The sequence below is a fragment of the Frankia sp. CcMO1 genome, assembly GCF_977945845.1.
In genome coordinates, this window is sequence record NZ_CDWTMG010000098.1 from 1 (window position 1) to 15914 (window position 15914).

The 15914-nt window shown below is 69.7% G+C and carries 15 protein-coding genes and 4 tRNA genes; 10 read left to right on the forward strand and 9 right to left on the reverse strand.

What is annotated here, in order from left to right:
* A partial coding sequence (locus AC08OU_RS13330; protein WP_476605021.1) for a vanadium-dependent haloperoxidase occupies positions 1-1234 on the forward strand: 1234 nt, incomplete at its 5' end.
* A 102-nt stretch (positions 1235-1336) separates the two neighbouring features.
* Here AC08OU_RS13330 and AC08OU_RS13335 read toward each other — a convergent pair.
* The 3 genes from AC08OU_RS13335 to AC08OU_RS13345 form a co-directional block, all read right to left on the reverse strand.
* Positions 1337-2560, reverse strand: a complete 1224-nt coding sequence (locus AC08OU_RS13335) for a hypothetical protein (protein WP_476605022.1) — start codon at positions 2558-2560, stop codon at positions 1337-1339.
* A gap of 141 nt (positions 2561-2701) precedes the next feature.
* Entirely contained in the window at positions 2702-4225 is a 1524-nt protein-coding gene (locus AC08OU_RS13340; protein WP_476605023.1) for an MFS transporter, read from the reverse strand.
* Between the two features lie 101 nt (positions 4226-4326).
* Positions 4327-4941 (reverse strand): TetR/AcrR family transcriptional regulator, encoded by a 615-nt coding sequence (locus AC08OU_RS13345; RefSeq protein WP_476605024.1) that lies wholly within the window; start codon positions 4939-4941, stop codon positions 4327-4329.
* A 232-nt stretch (positions 4942-5173) separates the two neighbouring features.
* Between AC08OU_RS13345 and AC08OU_RS13350 the strand changes: the two genes are divergently transcribed.
* From AC08OU_RS13350 to AC08OU_RS13365, 4 genes are all read left to right on the forward strand, one after another.
* Positions 5174-5749 carry a DUF305 domain-containing protein gene (locus AC08OU_RS13350; RefSeq protein WP_476605025.1) on the forward strand — a complete coding sequence of 192 codons (576 nt, stop codon included), beginning with the start codon at positions 5174-5176 and terminating at the stop codon, positions 5747-5749.
* Between the two features lie 256 nt (positions 5750-6005).
* Complete coding sequence (locus AC08OU_RS13355) at positions 6006-6476, forward strand: D-alanyl-D-alanine carboxypeptidase family protein (protein ID WP_476605034.1); 471 nt, start codon at positions 6006-6008, stop codon at positions 6474-6476.
* A 135-nt stretch (positions 6477-6611) separates the two neighbouring features.
* On the forward strand, positions 6612-7658 hold the full coding sequence (locus AC08OU_RS13360) for a hypothetical protein (RefSeq protein WP_476605026.1): 1047 nt from the start codon (positions 6612-6614) through the stop codon (positions 7656-7658).
* Between the two features lie 311 nt (positions 7659-7969).
* Complete coding sequence (locus AC08OU_RS13365) at positions 7970-8485, forward strand: hypothetical protein (protein ID WP_476605027.1); 516 nt, start codon at positions 7970-7972, stop codon at positions 8483-8485.
* Between the two features lie 51 nt (positions 8486-8536).
* Here AC08OU_RS13365 and AC08OU_RS13370 read toward each other — a convergent pair whose 3' ends face one another.
* On the reverse strand, positions 8537-9967 hold the full coding sequence (locus AC08OU_RS13370) for an amidase (protein WP_476605028.1): 1431 nt from the start codon (positions 9965-9967) through the stop codon (positions 8537-8539).
* A gap of 130 nt (positions 9968-10097) precedes the next feature.
* Here AC08OU_RS13370 and AC08OU_RS13375 point away from each other — a divergent pair, with 130 nt between their 5' ends.
* A complete protein-coding gene (locus tag AC08OU_RS13375; protein ID WP_476605029.1) occupies positions 10098-10955 on the forward strand; it encodes a helix-turn-helix domain-containing protein in 858 nt (285 codons plus the stop codon).
* Between the two features lie 550 nt (positions 10956-11505).
* Here the strand turns inward: AC08OU_RS13375 and AC08OU_RS13380 are convergent.
* Both AC08OU_RS13380 and AC08OU_RS13385 read right to left on the reverse strand, forming a co-directional pair.
* Positions 11506-11580: transfer RNA gene (locus tag AC08OU_RS13380), tRNA-Val, on the reverse strand.
* Between the two features lie 133 nt (positions 11581-11713).
* Positions 11714-12190 carry a TIGR02611 family protein gene (locus AC08OU_RS13385; RefSeq protein WP_476605030.1) on the reverse strand — a complete coding sequence of 159 codons (477 nt, stop codon included), beginning with the start codon at positions 12188-12190 and terminating at the stop codon, positions 11714-11716.
* Between the two features lie 155 nt (positions 12191-12345).
* Between AC08OU_RS13385 and AC08OU_RS13390 the strand changes: the two genes are divergently transcribed.
* The gene (locus tag AC08OU_RS13390; protein ID WP_476605031.1) at positions 12346-12756 is read left to right on the forward strand and encodes an SsgA family sporulation/cell division regulator; all 411 of its coding nucleotides are present in this window, start codon (positions 12346-12348) and stop codon (positions 12754-12756) included.
* Positions 12757-12776: 20 nt separating this feature from the next.
* Here AC08OU_RS13390 and AC08OU_RS13395 read toward each other — a convergent pair whose 3' ends face one another.
* Positions 12777-13034 (reverse strand): hypothetical protein, encoded by a 258-nt coding sequence (locus AC08OU_RS13395; protein WP_476605032.1) that lies wholly within the window; start codon positions 13032-13034, stop codon positions 12777-12779.
* A complete protein-coding gene (locus tag AC08OU_RS13400) occupies positions 13031-14152 on the reverse strand; it encodes a chorismate-binding protein (protein ID WP_476605035.1) in 1122 nt (373 codons plus the stop codon). The genes AC08OU_RS13395 and AC08OU_RS13400 overlap by 4 nt, the downstream gene beginning before the upstream one ends.
* Before the next feature lie 113 nt (positions 14153-14265).
* On the opposite strand from AC08OU_RS13400, the gene AC08OU_RS13405 reads away from it, so the two are divergent.
* The 3 genes from AC08OU_RS13405 to AC08OU_RS13415 all read left to right on the forward strand — a co-directional run bounded on the left by AC08OU_RS13405 (position 14266) and on the right by AC08OU_RS13415 (position 14522).
* A tRNA-Gly gene (locus AC08OU_RS13405) sits at positions 14266-14338 on the forward strand.
* An 18-nt stretch (positions 14339-14356) separates the two neighbouring features.
* A tRNA-Cys gene (locus tag AC08OU_RS13410) sits at positions 14357-14427 on the forward strand.
* Positions 14428-14447: 20 nt separating this feature from the next.
* A tRNA-Val gene (locus tag AC08OU_RS13415) sits at positions 14448-14522 on the forward strand.
* Between the two features lie 138 nt (positions 14523-14660).
* Here the strand turns inward: AC08OU_RS13415 and AC08OU_RS13420 are convergent.
* A partial coding sequence (locus AC08OU_RS13420; RefSeq protein WP_476605033.1) for a tyrosine-type recombinase/integrase occupies positions 14661-15914 on the reverse strand: 1254 nt, incomplete at its 5' end.

Sequence of the window (15914 nt, forward strand, 5' to 3'; positions counted from 1 at the left end):
GTCGACGTCCGCCGCGGCGCAGGCCCGGCCCGCCGCCCCGCCCGGCGCCCCGCCCGGCGACGCGGTGCCGGGCGCCGTCATCGCCTGGAACACCTACGCCGAGACCGCCATCTTCGACGTCGCCCGGCAGTCGCCGACCGCCACCACCCGCAGCTTCGCGATGGTGCAGGGCGCCGTGTACGACGCGGTCAACGCGATCGCCGGCACCCCGTACGAGCCGTTCCTGATCGCACCCCGCACCCGGCCCGGCGACTCGGCCCCAGCCGCCGTCGCAGCCGCGGCCTACCGGGTGCTCCTCTCGCTCTTCCCCGCCCAGGCGGAATCCCTGCGGGCGCGGTACGACGAGTCGCTCGCCGCGATCCCCGACGGCCCCGCGGAGCGCGGCGGCGTCGCCGTCGGCGAGGCTGCCGCCGCAGCCATGATCGGCGCTCGCCGCGACGACGGCGCCTTCTCCGACGCGACCTGGCCCGTCGGCAGCGCCCCGGGCCAGTGGCGGCCGACCCCGCCCGGCTTCCTCCAGACCGGCGCCTGGTTCGCCAGCCTGAAGCCGTTCGCAATCCGCAACCCCGAGGCCTTCCGCGCGCCGGGGCCGCCGGCGCTCGCCAGCGCCGCCTACGCGCGCGACCTCAACGAGGTCAAGGCACTCGGCTCGGCCACCAGTACGGTGCGCACGCCGGATCAGACCGAGGCGGCGATCTGGTGGGACGATCCGCGCCTGGTGGAGTGGCAGATCAAGCGAGGGCTCGCGGCGAGCCACCGGCTCGGGACCCTGCAGACGGCCCGCCTGTTCGCGATGGTGGACCTGGCCGCCGTCGACGCACTCGTCGCCTGCTACCGGCAGAAGAAGTTCTGGAGCTTCTGGCGTCCGGTGACCGCGATCCCGCTGGCTGACACGGACGGCAACCCGGCCACCGCCGCCGACCCGGCCTGGACGCCGCTGCGGGTGACGGCGCCGTCGCCGGAGTACCCGTCCGGGCACGCCTGCTTCACGGCGGGGACCGTGGCGGGCCTGCGCGCGTTCTTCGGTCGCGACGACGTCTCGTTCAGCGCCCACAGCGCGGATTCCGGCACGACCCGCCACTACGAGAGCCTTTCCGCAGCCCTGGCGGAGCTTGTCGAGGCGAGGGTCTGGGCCGGTGTGCATTACCGCAGCGCCTCCGTGCACGGCGAGAGGCTCGGCACGGCCGCCGCCCGCGACGTCCTCCGCCACGAGTTCGGCCGCCGCGGTCACTAGGTCGTAGCTGAGTTCGCCCACGTTTTCGGTGTGCTTAAACGTTTCCGCTGCCCGTGGCCACACCGAATACGTGGGCGAACCTCGGCAGCGTGAGGTTCGGCCTCACTCCGACCGATGGAGCACGGCCGTCGGTTGCCCGGCGGTGAGCGTGAGCGCCGCGCGCTCGCTCAGGAAGGAGCGCATCGGCCGGTAGGCCGCGTCGAGGAAGAACGCGCGGTTGATGCCGGTGACGTTCACCGGCGCGCCGTTGTCGCCCGATCCCATCGGCTGCCGGATGGCGATGATCTCGGCGATGTCGTCGCCGGTCGTCCCGGCGGGCAGTTCGACCGTGGTCGCGGCGGGGTCGTCGCGGGCGATGGACCAGGTCGGTTGCCCGTGGTCGGAGCGGTACGGCGCCGGATCGCCCTTCAGCGTGACGCCGACCGTGAGGCCCGCGGCGGCACCCGTCCCGGTGGCCGCGCCGGTGTCCTTGTCGACCTCGATCCACAGGTACGTCCGGGGGTCGCCCACCTGCGGCGTCGACGGGTCGGGCAGTGGCTCGATCTTGCCCTCGCGCAGTTGCTCCGCGGCCATTACCGGATACGTCCACGGATGCCGGTCCATCAGGACCTCGCGCGCCCGGTCGGCCGGACGCGTGTCGTCCGCACCGAGCAGGAACTGCAGGGAGGCGTCCGGGGTGACGGCGTCGCACATGTTGTTGTTGACCGTGCAGGTCTGCAGCAGCGGATGCTCACCGGCGTACCTGCCGGTGAACCGGAGCGTGGCGTGATTGGCCGCCTGGTACGCGTCGCCGCCGCTCACCCGCCGGCCTGCCTCGTCCAGCTCGACGCGATAGATCCACTCGATGTCGGTCGTGCGGCCCCAGCGCGCCATCAAGGCGGGTGTGTCGGTGCCGCCGTCCTCGTTGCTCCACACGATCGAGTACTCGATGGTGCGGTGCCCGGGCGCGGTGGCCGCCGTCGTCTCGTGCCAGGCCAGCAGGGGGGCGTCGGTGGTGGCGTTCTGGTACGGCGAGCCGAGGAGCGCCAGCGTGCGGCCCACCACGATCGGCGCGTGGGCAGCGACGTCGTAGCCGCGGTCCCGCGGCCCGCGTACCGTCAGGACCGGACGAGACACGATCGCGCGGTCCACTCCGGCCGGGGACGCGGCGGCGTGGAAGACGATCGAGACCCGGTGAGTTCCCCGGGTGACGGGACCGATTCCCAGGTCACGCCGGACGGAGCGGCCGCCGGGGATCACGAGGTCCGTCCGGCGCCTTCCGTCGACCAGCACCGAGATCACCGCCGATTCGCGGCCGGCGACGGCCCAGTCGGCGCCGGGTGCCACGGTGGTGAGCGAGAGCAGGGCCTCGCCGTCCCTTCTCGCGTGCGCGGTGGACTGCGGGGAACCGCCGCACGGGCGTGCGACGGTTCCCCGCAGTCCTTTCCGGAACCTCCCGGCCGGTCGGGCGTCCGGGCCTCGCCGTCCTCAGATGGCCGGCACCGGCACCAGCTGCTCGTCGGCCAGGCCGGCGTCGTCCGACGTCGTCGGACCGGTTCCGCCGCGGATGAAGAGGACCACCAGCACGGTCGCCACCGCGAGGAGCACGGCGCTCGCGGTGAAGGCCACGTTGTAGCCGTGGATGGCCGCCTCTGCCTGCTGCACCTGCGCCGTGCCGTGACCGGTGAAGTAGTCGGCCGCGGCGGTCGTGAAGATGGTGTTGAGCAGCGCGGTCCCCAACGACCCCCCGATCTGTTGCGTCGTGTTCACCATGGCACTGGCGACGCCGGCGTCGTGCTCGGCCACACCGGTCAGCGCGGTGCTGCTGAGCGGCACGAAGATCAACCCCATGCCGAGGGCAATCGCGACGAACGACGGCAGGATGTCCGTGCTGTAGGACGAGTCGAGGTCGAGCCGCGTGAGCCACAGCATTCCGCCGGTGGCGAGGACGCCGCCGACTGACATGATCACCCGTGGCCCGACTCTCGGCAGGAGCTGCGCCGCGATACCGGCCGCGACGATGATCCCACCGGAGAACGGCAGGTACGCGACGCCGCTGCGCAGCGCCGAGTAGCCCATGGTCTGCTGCAGGTAGAACGTCATGAACAGGAACATCCCCAGCAGGGCCGCACCCACCAGGACCGAGATGAGGAACGACGCGCCCCGGTTCCGGTCCAGCACCACCCGCAGCGGCAGCAGCGGGTGAGCGGTGCGCGCCTCCCAGGAGACGAAGCCGACGAGCAGGGCGGCCGCGCTGACCAGCCATGCCACCGTGACGCCGGCGCTCCACCCGTCGGTCGCGGCCTTGGTGAAGCCGTAGACCAGTGCTGCCAGCCCCGTCGTGGCGAGCGCGGCACCGGGCAGGTCGTAGCGGGTGTCACCGTGCGCCCGGCTCTCCCGCACCAGGGGAACGGCGGCCGCGAAGGCCAGCAGCGCGACGGGGATGTTCACCAGCAGGCACCACCGCCAGGTCGCGTACTCGGTGAGCAGGCCGCCGGAGAGCAGGCCGATCGCCGCACCACCACCGGAGACGGCGCCGTAGACGCCGAACGCCCTGGCCCGTTCCTTGGATTCGGTGAACGTCACGGTGATCAGTGACAGTGCGGCCGGTGCCAGAAGCGCACCGAAGGCGCCCTGCAGGCCCCGGGCGCTGAACAGCGTGAACGCGTTCGTGGCGGCGCCGCCGAGGGCGGAGGCCCCGGCGAAGCCGATCAGGCCCACCAGAAACGTCCGCTTGCGGCCGAAGTAGTCGGCGATCCGGCCGCCGAGGAGCATCAGGCCGCCGAACGCCAGGGTGTAGGCGGTGATGATCCACTGGCGGTCCGCGACGGAGATGTCGAGTGCCCGCTGCGCCGACGGCAGCGCGATGTTCACCACCGTGGCGTCCAGGACCACCATGAGCTGGGCGATGGCGATGACGCCGAGCGCCCACCACCGCCGGGGGTCGACGGTCGCCTCCGCGGCGGCCGATGAAGGCTCGGTGGCAGCCGAGCCAAGCGACGTGTCAGTCACTTTCGTGTCCCTCCAGAAAGGGCGCGCATCCGTTTCAGGGCGCGCGGGATCCGTGCCGCGTCCCGACGCTGGGACGGCACCGTGAAAGGGTTTGGTACGGGTTAGGGCGTCGTGCCCTGGGGGTCGTTGCCCGTGGACGCGGCCTGTCGCAGCACCGGCAGGAGCACCTGGTCGACCACGCGGTTGGCGTACGGGTCGTCCAGCGGACCGAGCTCCGACATCCGGCGAGCCATGATCAGGGCGTGCACGAGCTCGTGGAGCAGGCCGGCATCGGTGCCGTCGGCGAGTTCCCCCCGGGCGACCGCTCGCGCGATCATCACGTCGTACACCTGCTTCTTCGCTTCGTACAGGTGATGATGCAGGACGCGGGAGAGGTCCGGGTTACGCGCGGCCGCGCTCAACAGCCCGCTCATCACCGCACCGTCCTCGCCGCACGCGAGCCCGCAGGCCCGCCGCATGTGCGAGACGAGATCCCCCCGCAGCGAACCGGTGTCGGCCGGCGCCGTCGCCTCACCGAACCGGTGCGTCATCGCGTCCATCACCAGATCAGGCTTGTTCGGCCAGATGCGATAGATCGTCGCCTTGCTGGCACGTGCCCGCGCCGCGACGGCGTCCATCGACATCCGGTCGTACCCCACCTCGCCGAGCAGTTCGAACACTGCCTCACAGATCGCCGTCCGGCGGTCGGCCTTCGTCGCCACGGTCACCGAGTCCATCTGCTTCCTCCCCTCCCTGGCAACCTGGCGGCGACGTTCGAAACGAAACCGTTCCGTACACGTGGAAACGCTAGCACCAACCCGCCGGAGAACGAAACCGTTTCGTACAGTCGGGCCAGCCGGTGTCCGATTCTTGAGGAAACCTTCATCGATCCACCGTCAGATCCATGGCTTCCGCCACTGATGCTTGGGGGCGCTCCAAACCACCTGACGGAAGAAGGAGACCCGACCCGTGTCCCACGCTCGCACGGCTGTGACCGGCATGATCGCCCTGACTTTGATCGGCGTCCTGGCCGCCTGCGGCTCTGACGACGATTCCGGCTCGTCCGGAGCCGTGCCGACGGCCTCCGCGTCGCCGTCCAACACCGCCGACTCCACCTTCGCCACCTTCATGATCGCTCACCACCAGCAGGCGATCGACATGGCTAAGCTGGTCCCGGGCCGCTCGACGGACCCGAAGGTGCGCCCCCTCGCGAAGCGGATCGAGGCCGCCCAGGGCCCGGAGATCCGGACGATGACGGCCTGGATGCAGCGGTGGGGCATGCCGATGACCGACCACAGTGGGGACCTGGGCGAGTCGATGCTCGGGATGAGGTCCGACGGGGACATGGCGGAGCTGTCCGGGATGAAGGGCGAGGCGTTCGACCGCATGTTCCTCACCATGATGATCGCTCATCACGAGAGTGCGATCGCCACGGCCAGGACCGAGACCGCCCGAGGCACCGATCCCGCGGCCAAGACGCTGGCCCAGAAGATCGTGGACGGTCAGACCAAGGAGCTCGCCGAGATCCGGACCCTCCTCGGGTAGGGCCCGCACTACCGCCGGTCGCGGCGTCTGGCGCGGTCGGGACGAGTTCCGCCGCCCACCGGGTGTACTGGCCCTGTACCGGCCCCCGGGAATATCGCCGGCATATCGAAATCCACACAACCCGCTGGCAACACCACGCTGCCTTCACTGGCAGTATGACTCAAGTCCTATCACCGGCCCGAAAGGCGATCCGCCGGATTCGCCGGCTCCTTCTCGTCGGCCTGATAGTCGTCATGGCAGCGATCACGGCGGGCCTCTGCCACCAGTTGCTGAAGCCCTCGTCCGTGTCCTCCGTGTCGTCTCCGTCCGCGTCGTCCCCCCGGTCGCGTCACCTCGGGATTCCCCTCGCAGCGAGCGTCGTGGTGCGCTTGGCGAGGCCGACGGCGTCGTCCCGGACGACGGAGTCAGGTTCTACGTCAGTAGCGGCTGGCGATCCCCGGAGTACCAGAATCAGCTTCTTCGCGAGGCGATCTCCGAGTACGGGTCCGAGGACGAGGCAGCCCGGTGGGTGGCCACTGCGGCGACGTCACCTCACGTGTCGGGGGACGCGGTCGACATCGGGCACTCCGATGCGACGGCGTGGCTGTCCAGGCATGGTGCCGAGTACGGGCTGTGCCAGATCTACCGGAACGAACCCTGGCACTACGAACTGCGCCCCGATGCGATCGATCGTGATTGCCCGCGCATGTATGCAGACCCCACCGAGGATCCGAGGATGCAGCGCTGACCAGCCGTGGGCGAGGACGCAGGCTCTGAGTCCGGTCCGGGCCGCCGAGGCGCGCGCCGCCCTGTTCCACTCCTCGCTCCTGCGCCTCGCGCCCATGTCTATAAGGTACTCGGCGTACCCTAAAGGGTGTCTGGGGTGCCTTCCGAGCGAGAGGGGAGCCAACTCATGCGCGCGTTCGGCATGAACTACGACACCGGGTTCGTCAGTGCTGGGTCCACGACCCATGAGCCGTGGGACCCGGAGACCGTGCGACACGAACTGCGCCTCATCCGCGACGAGCTGCACTGCGACGCGGTGCGCATCACCGGCGGCGTCCAGGACCGGCTCGAGCTGGCCGCGCGATTCGCGGCCGAGGCCGGGCTCGAGGTGTGGTACTGCCCGTTCACCAATGGCCTCGACCGCGACGGACTCATGGCGTTCGTGCTCGACGGCGCCGAGCGAGCCGAGCGGATACGCCGGAGCGGAGCGTCGGTCGTCTACCTCACCGGCTCCGAGATCGCCATGGTCACGGACGGCTTCCTGCCCGGTCGCGACCTGGCCGAGCGCATAGCCCTGCTCACCGACCCGACTCGCATACGCGCGGCGGTCCCGACCGCGCAGGCCGCCGTGCGCGACTTCCTGGCCGAGGCTGTTCCTGCGGTGCGGGAGCGGTTCGGCGGGCCCATCGGGTACGCCTCGATCCCGCTGGAGGCCGTGGACTGGGCGCCGTTCGACATCATCGCGAGCGACGCCGGATGCCGTGACGCGTCCAACGCCGCGGCGTTCCCGCAGACGCTCGCGGCGGCGGTGGCCCAGGGGAAGCCGTACGCCGCGACCGAGTTCGGCTGCTGCACGTTCCGCGGCGCGGGGAGCGTCGCGGGCGTCGCGGAGCCCGTGACGTACGACGACCACGGCCGGGCCTCGAAGCTCAGCCCGGGGCTTGAGCGCGATGAGGAGGGCCAGGCCCTGTACCTCCTGGATCTGCTGCGCGACTATGAGGCCGGCGGGGTGGACGCGGCGTTCGTGTATACCTTCGCAAGCCGGCACCTGCCCACCACCGGTGATGCCGAGCGCGACTTCGACCTTGCCGCGCGCGGGATCGTGCGGGTGTTGCCGGACGGCTCCTGGTCGCCGAAGGCGGCGTTCCACGCCCTGGCCGAGTACGGCCGCACGCGCGCTCAGAGCCGTGCGGGCTCGAAGTGATCGAAGTGTTCGCGGGTGATGAGGACGGCGTCGACGTCGCCCGACGTCTCGGGCGCGGGCGTCATGGCACCCGGTCGCGGTCTGCGTTGCGTCGGAGGTCACCGAGGGCCCTCGGTCGTTGAGACGGATCGCCCGATCTGGTGACCGCCAGCGTTGGTTTCCCGGGCTCGGCTTTGGTCGGGCATTCAACCTGGCGATCAGGCCGCCGGGTTCGTGCCATTGCCCATAGGGTCTCGGGGAACGTGGACAGTGGCTTGCGCGTGCTACGCCGGTGCGCTCGCCTGGCGTGACTCTTTGGGGACGACGTGACGATGGCTGTATTGGTCCCGTTGCTTGCCACCGCTGCCGGAGTGGCGGCCGGCGCCATTGCGACCTTCCTGACAACCCGGTCAAGCATGCTGTTGGATTTGAAGCATTCCTACGATCGAACGCTGCTGGACAAGAGACTGGAGCGATATCAGGAGTTGTTCCGAATTTCGGCCTGCTTGCCGCGATACTGGCTACCGCACGAAGCCCCGTCACGGAAAGACCTACTGCGTTTTCGGGAAGGGTTCAAGGACTGGTACTACGGCTCAGGGGCAGGTGGGATGTTCTTGACGGTCGCAGCCAAGGTCCGCTATATGGAAGTGATCAATGCGTTGGTGGCCGCCAGCAGGGACAAGGGCGACAAGCTTGCCGAGGATCCGCTCACCGAGGCCGAAGTCCGCAGGTTGCAGGAGGCGGCCAGCGAACTGAGACATCAACTCGCCGAGGACGTAGGGGCCTCCCATCCTCCCAGGGTTCGATGGATGAGGGTCGGTCCCACAACGCCCCCGACCATCACGTGAATCCCCATGGCGACGGCCCGCGACTCCCGACCAGTTGACGAATCCGACTACTTATGTGGGCCGGCGGTCGGACCATGGGTGTGCGACTTCGAGAGTGTGGGATACCTGGAGGAGAAGGTCTTCCCGCCATGGTGCAGCGACGATCTGGACGCCGACGGGCAGTCCGCTGGCGCTGTCGTGATGGATCGGGACCGAGATTGCCGGTTGGCCGGTTACGTTGAACAGTGACGTGAACACAGCCATCGGGTAGCTGTTGAGCAGTGCCATCAGGGGATGGTCGGCGGTGCCTGCTCTCCAGGCACCGACGGGTGGCGGGAGACATGCCATCGTAGGCGTGACGAGGAGATCGAAGCTGGCGCGGAAGGCTTCGACGATGCGCCTCGAGAGGTCTTGGGTCTTCTTCACCCCTTCTGCGTAGGCCCACGAGTCGATCGCTCGTGCTGCCTCGCGCAGGGCCCGATTGTGGGGCTCGATCTGGCTTGGATCGGTGAGCGCGATCCCGGCGCCGGCCACGTTCCAGATCGTCGTGAACGCCGCGATCAGCTCGTCGGACGGGGGGAGCGGAAGGTTGGCGTCCAGGACGTGATGGCCGGCCGATTCCAGGGTGCGAAGGGTCATGGTGACCGCCTCGGCACATGCCGGGTCCACGGTGAGCCCGTCGATCGGAGAGTCGACGAGCACACCGATCCGCAGCCCCTTCGGTGCAGCCATCGTCATCGTCCTGGCGAACGTCGCCCGCTGCGTGGGGGGTGACCACCACGCAGCCGGATCATGGCGGGCCAACACGTCCAAGGCGGCCGCGGTGTCGGCCACCGAACGGGTGACCACGCCGCTGGTGGCGAGTCCTTCGCTCTCGACGGTCAGGTTGGTGACCAGGCCGCGGGTGGGTTTCAGCCCGACCAGGCCGGTGCACGCCGCGGGTATGCGGATCGATCCGCCACCGTCTTCGGCGTGGGCGATGGGCGCCATGCCGGCGGCGACAGCGACGCCTGCGCCGCTCGATGACCCACCAGGTGTGCGGTCCGGATCCCACGGGTTGCGCGAGATGCCCAGGGCTTGGCTCTCGGTGAAGGGCACGGCGCCGAACTCGGAGGTGGTGGTCTTGCCGAGCAGCACGAATCCCGCGTCCACGAACCGCCGCACGACCGGGTCCGATGCCACGGCTGGTGCACGGCTGGCGCCGGCGGACCCGTGGGTCGTGGGCCAGCCCGCGACGTCGAGGAGATCCTTGATCGGCAGCGGGACGCCGTGGAACGGCGGGAGGTCTTCGGTCGAGTCGGCCCGAAGCACGGCATCCTCCGCGGTAGAAGCGGCTTTGCGCACGTCGTCATCCGCCCTATGGCAGAACGCGTTGAGCCGGGGGTCGAGCTCGTCGATGCGCTCGAGATAACAGTCGGCCACTTCGCGCGGGCTCACCTCCTTGCGGCGTATGGCCGCGGCGAGCTCGACGGCTGGCGTGAACGGGTCGATCGGGTCGCGCATGACGAGGTTTCCTTCCGGGTCGACGTCCGGGTCGAGGTCGGGGTGTCATCAGGGTCGTCACCGGTCCGGGATCGCGTCTTGGAGAAATGTTGCGGCCCTCCCACTGCTTGAGCGCTCGTAACCTGGCGGTATGAGATCTGCCCAGCGCTCAGGTCCGCAGTCGTCGCTTCGCGACGCCGCGGCCGTGTGGGACATCGCGGTCCCGTCATCACCCACCCGGATGGCGGGGGTCAGCATGGCCGGCTTCCGGGACCGCACCGGCGACCAGGTCGACCTTCAGGCCGTTCCGTACCCGGCCCTCACGGTGGTCGTTGACCTGGGCGACGGACTGCTCGTCGACCACGACCACGGCCGGCAGCGGGGCAACATCGTCGCCGGGATGGCACCCGGCAGCGTTCGAGGACATGGGCGGGGAATCGAGTGCCTGCAGATACGGCTGTCGCCGATCGTCGCGCACGCCGTGCTGGGCGCCGCTTCGGAATTGGGTGGGACGGTGGCCACCCTCACCGACCTCTGGGGGCGCGACGCCGTGCGGGTCCAGGATCAACTGCGCGACGCCGGGTCGTGGGTCGAGCGGTTCGCGATCGCGGAGGCCACGCTCGCTCAACGACAGGATGCAGGCCGGGCGGTCGACCGCGAAGTCGCCTTCGCCTGGCGGCAGATGATGACGAACCAAGGAAGGGTTCGGGTCGGGCGACTGGCAGCCGAGGTCGGGTGGAGCCGCCAGCGCCTGTGGTCACGGTTCCGAAGCCAGATCGGCCTCACCCCCAAACGTGCCGCTCAACTGGTCCGTTTCGACCACGCGACACGCCGGCTCGCCGCGGGCCGCAGCGCCGCCCTGGTAGCCGCGGAGAGCGGCTACGTCGATCAATCCCACCTTCACCGGGACGTCATGGCCTTCGCCGGCGTCACACCGAAGGCCGTCGCAGTCGCCCCATGGCTCGCAGTCGACGACATCGCCTGGAATACCGGCGAAACACGTCCCTGATGTGACTCCACCCGGTCGGGCCCCGGTCGGGCCCCGGTCGGGCCCCGGTCGGGCCCCGGTCGGGCCCCGGTCGGGCCCCGGTCGGGCCCCGGTCGGGCCCTTGACGACCTTGGTCCGGTACGCCGATCCCAGGGCCGGATCTGCTCTGGGGGTGCGGAAGATCCTTGCGCTGCCGCTGGATCTGGCGCAGCAGGTGTCCGAGTACCTGGGTGCCGCGCCGGCCGATACGTCAACGACCCAGAGCGAACGGGAAGGTCGAACTGACTCCCGCCCGCCAGGTCCGGCGATCCCGGGCAGGCAACTGCCGGTCCCTCCGGTTCGGCCGGTCCGGTTGGCGGCTCCAGCGCCGGCGTCGCCAACCCGGTGCTCGCTTCGGGCGTGCGAGAGGGGGGATTCCCGCGGCCTGGAGCCGTGCCTGCGGCAAGAACCGGCACGGATCGGCATGGGGCTGCGGCAAGCATCCCGCATGATCAACACCGGATGGCTTCCGGTAGGATGATCTTGAGGCCGGTCCCGACGTTCCGGAACTGGCCTCTGACCTGCGGCGATGTGGTGGGCGATACTGGGATCGAACCAGTGACTTCCTCGGTGTGAACGAGGCGCTCTCCCGCTGAGCTAATCGCCCGGGAACACCGGCCACTTCCGTAACGGGTGGCGCGGTCTTAAGGATCCTAGCGAACCACTACCCGCTCGGCCGAATCCTCCGTCCGTCTGGTCGAGGGTGATCGGGCGCTCCGGGGCGAGGGTCACGGCGAGGGTCACGGCGAGAGTCCGGGTAGTGACGGCACCCAGTTGTCCGGCACCCATTCGGGGACGCCGTTCACGACGAGCAACAGGTAGCCGACCGCCGCGACGAACGCCAGCGTCGCCAGCCCGATCAGCAGCCGGAAGACGACGTGCTGCCGGCCGACCCAGTGGGTCCAGCCGAGCACCTTCCGGCGCGCGTAGCGCTCCAGGCGTGCCGCCCACGCGAACTCGGAAGCCAGGATGGCCAGCCCGACAAAGACGATCAACCACCCCGGACCGGGCAGTGGCACAAGGGCGAGCCCGCCGACGACGATGGCCGTGCCCACCAACCCGACAATCACGCGATAGATGAGATATCCACGTCGGGCTGCCCTGATCCGTGTGCGCACGGCACTCGCACGGGCTAGTACGGCACTCGCACGGGCTAGGGGGGAGTGCTCCGATCGGGCGGAAGACACCTCGTCCCGGTCCTCTTGGGCGGTCTCCACGGGTCAACTGTAGGACCACCCGTCCGGCGGGTTTCGGATGTAGGCCAAGAGGGAAAGATGCCGCTGTAGGCCAGCCGCGTGTCCCCCGAATGGGGTACACCCCACAGACCGTCACGGGCGTTCCACCCCAGCTTGTTCAATACTGAAGGAGTCCGATGCAGCCGCAAGTCGACGTCGAGGCATCAGTTCAGCTGCGGCTCGTGGTGGCCGATGCCGACGCCGTTCCCCTCCCGGTCAGCCTTCGGTACAGCGCCTCAGACCCCTACGCCGTTCGCGCCGTCTTCTCCGGCGACGGCATGGAGGTGGAGTGGGTCTTCGCGCGTGACCTGCTCCGCACCGGCCTGTCCACGCCGATCGGCGACGGCGACGTGCACGTGTGGCCGTCGTGGGGAACAGGTCGCGAACTTTTGATGATCTCCCTGACCTCGCCCGACGGGCAGGCCGTCCTTGAAGCGGGGGCCGAGGACGTCCGCATCTTCCTCGACCGCACCGCGGCCGTGGTCCCGGACGGCGAGGAGAGCCTGTACCTCGACCTCGACGCCGCGGTGGCGCGTCTGCTGGCGTAGCGCGTCCTGCGGGAGGGCTGTCAGGGATCCAGGCCGGCGGCCAGCCGCCGGCCGAACAGTTCGATGGCGGCCCTTCCCGCTTCGCTGCCGCGCAGGTTGCGGCTCGCCGCCAGGATGTCCGCGTCGGCGGGGCGCACGGTCGCGTCGGCGGGGATCTCCGCACCGGCGAACCCGAGGGCGCTCGCCGAGCGGTGCAGGCGGTGCAGGCGGTGCAGGCGCCGGGGTGAGCGCGACGACCTGTCGGTGGCTGATCGCCCGTTGGCCCAGACGACCGTCATACGTGCTGCGCCCTCCTCGCGAGTCGCTCCCCGTGCGTCGCCAGGCCCACCAGCCTGGCCGCCTTCAGCTCGGTCTCTTCCCACTCCGCAACCGGGTCCGAGTCCCACGTGATCCCGGCGCCGGTCCCGAAGGTGAGCCGATCGCCGTCGAACCAGAACGTGCGGATCCCGACGGACAGGCGGGCGATGCCCCGGTCGGCGTCGACGTACCCGATCGCGCCGCAGTAGGGACCGCGGGGCACAGGCTCGAGGTCACTGATGGCACGCAGCGCGCTGCTCTTGGGCGCACCGGAGACCGATCCGGGTGGCAGGGTCGCGGCGAGCACGTCGCGCCATGTGGCAGTGGGCTCCAGCCGGCCCTCGACGGTGGAGACCAGGTGCACGAGCCCCGGGTGCGGTTCGACGCTCAGCAAGGACGGCACCGCGACCGTGCCCGGCCGGCAGACGCGCTGGAGGTCGTTGCGGACGAGGTCCACGATCATGACGTTCTCGGCGTCGTCCTTGGGCAGGAGGTCGCCTGGTGTGCCCCCGGTTCCCTTGATCGGCGCCGACACGACGGCGTCGCCGTGCCGGCTCAGGAACAGCTCGGGGGATGCGCTCACCAGCCGAGTCGGCGGGAGCGACCCGATCCGGGGGACGTCGACGACACCGGCGTAGGGCGACGGGTTACCCGCTGCCAGGCGCAGGGCGAGCGCCCAGGGGTCGGCGTCGTCGGGGAGCGGCGCGGTGAGCACTCGGCAGAGGTTGACCTGGTACACGTCGCCCTCGCGGATCCGCCGGCGGATCTCCCTGACGCCGTCCAGGTATGCAGCACGGTCCAGGCTCGACCGCCACTCGCCCGGGGCAGGGCCACGCCAGGAGGCACGGGGCGGCGGCAGGAGAGCAGGCCGGACTCGGTCGAAGCGCCAGAGCCGCACCTCGCCCTCGAACGTGACGACGACGGCCCACCAGCCCCCGTCGTCGAGAACGGCGGGATCGTCCGCCGCTTCGGCCATCCGGTCCGCGAGCAGCCCGCCGAACCAGGCCCGCCCGCAGCGGTCCGAGGTGCCGTTGCGGGCAGTGCGTCCGTGTCCTCCGGAGCCGTCGGCCGGTGGCCGCGGATCTGGCCAGATCGGCATCACGCGGACCACGGTAGCCGTCGACGCGCAGCGGAAAGCCGGTTGGACGGCCGCGACGGCGGTCGGCTAACGTACGAGCGCACGGCGGGCGTTACGCTCGAGCTGCCGTGCATGCGGACGTGGCTCAGTTGGTAGAGCATCACCTTGCCAAGGTGAGGGTCGCGGGTTCGAATCCCGTCGTCCGCTCGGAGGTCTAGGCCTCACGGTGGAGTGGCCGAGAGGCGAGGCAACGGCCTGCAAAGCCGTCTACACGGGTTCGAATCCCGTCTCCACCTCGGTCCCACTACCGCTCTGCGGGCGATTAGCTCAGTGGGAGAGCGCTTCCTTGACACGGAAGAGGTCACTGGTTCAATCCCAGTATCGCCCACCACGTTCCACCAGGTCAGACGGCCAGGTGGGCAAGATCCGGCCCTAGAAGTGGCCCTACAGTCCCTAGGGCTGACAGGGCGAGAGCCCCCGGTGGCCCAATCACCGGGGGCTCTCTCATGTCCGCGTGCGGCTGACATGATCAGGCGGCGCTGTCCTCGTCGTAGGCGTGCAGCCGGCTGACGGCGGCGTTGATCGCCTTGAGGATGAGGCGCCGGTCCTGGGCGAACAGGTGCCCGTAGATGTTCTTGGTGGTCTCGATCCGGCTGTGTCCCATCTGGCCGGCGACCTGGGTGTCACTCGCCCCGGAGGCGATCAGGAGCGAGGCGCAGACGTGGCGCAGCTCGTGTGCGGTGTAGGTCACCATCCCATCCGGGTGCGAGGCGGTGTACCCGTGGGCCAGGCGCAGGTACTTGCGCCACGTGGCGTAGCCGAGGTAGCCGCCGCGGTCGCCGTTGATCAAGCGTGAGTACAGCTTGCCGGCGCTCGCTTCGCGGCCGGGCGCTCCCTTGTCGACCAGGCGCCGCACGGCCGGCATGGCGATGTCGGGGATGGTGACGAATCGTTCGGCGGCGCGGGTCTTGAGATCGTCGCGGATGTCGCGCCGGCCGCCGGACTCGCTGGCGGTCCGGTCGACCTTGATCAGTTGCTCGTCGAGGTCGACGTTCTCGATCGGGACGGCTACGGCCTCTTCCCACCGCAGTCCGGTGAAGGCGAGCAGAATGCAGACATCACCAAGGGATTCCTTGAAATGGTCGAGCGCCGCCGCGAGGCGGAGCACCTGCGGAATGCTAGGAATCACCACCCGCCGCCGGACGGAGGCGCCCCAACCCGTGCGCAATTCGAGCGCGGGATTCGTGAGGATGATTCTTTCCTCGCGTGCCCACACGAAAACACGGCGCAACACGGCGGCCGAGGTGCTTTTGGTATTCGCCGATGCGGGTTTTCCGTTCTGGAGTCGCAGCTCCTTGATGGTGTTGTTCAGATCCGGCAGGTCGAGATCGCCGATCCATGCATTGCCGAGCGCCGGCAGTAGGTACGCGTTGAGCACGCTCCGTTCCTTCGCTACGGAGGACTTCGGGCGCGGAGTGCCGTCCCGCCTGGTCTTGTACGCCACCAGGTAGCGCGCGGCGACGTCGACGAACCGGATCCGTTGCGCGTGAAGCCGTCCCGGGCCAACACGCTTGGCCTCGATGTACTCGGCGAGCAGCTCCTTCGCCGCGTCCAGGCCCTCGACGACACGTTCGGCCTGCTTCTTCAGGACCGGATCCCAGACCCGCACCCGGTACACGGGAACTCCGTCGTCCGTGACTGCCGGTTCTCTGACGCCGTTCACGGTCCGCATCTTTGGCGTGATTCCCTTCGGGAGATCTCGCCGGTCACCTTTCGACATGGA

What these genes read in the sequence shown, in the direction of transcription:
- AC08OU_RS13375 (WP_476605029.1), top strand. Translation starts at nt 10,098, where the DNA reads ATGAGATCTGCCCAGCGCTCAGGTCCGCAGTCGTCGCTTCGCGACGCC.
- AC08OU_RS13400 (WP_476605035.1), bottom strand. Translation starts at nt 14,152, where the DNA reads ATGCCGATCTGGCCAGATCCGCGGCCACCGGCCGACGGCTCCGGAGGA.
- AC08OU_RS13370 (WP_476605028.1), bottom strand. Translation starts at nt 9,967, where the DNA reads ATGCGCGACCCGATCGACCCGTTCACGCCAGCCGTCGAGCTCGCCGCG.
- AC08OU_RS13395 (WP_476605032.1), bottom strand. Translation starts at nt 13,034, where the DNA reads ATGACGGTCGTCTGGGCCAACGGGCGATCAGCCACCGACAGGTCGTCG.
- AC08OU_RS13345 (WP_476605024.1), bottom strand. Translation starts at nt 4,941, where the DNA reads ATGGACTCGGTGACCGTGGCGACGAAGGCCGACCGCCGGACGGCGATC.
- AC08OU_RS13390 (WP_476605031.1), top strand. Translation starts at nt 12,346, where the DNA reads ATGCAGCCGCAAGTCGACGTCGAGGCATCAGTTCAGCTGCGGCTCGTG.
- AC08OU_RS13365 (WP_476605027.1), top strand. Translation starts at nt 7,970, where the DNA reads ATGGCTGTATTGGTCCCGTTGCTTGCCACCGCTGCCGGAGTGGCGGCC.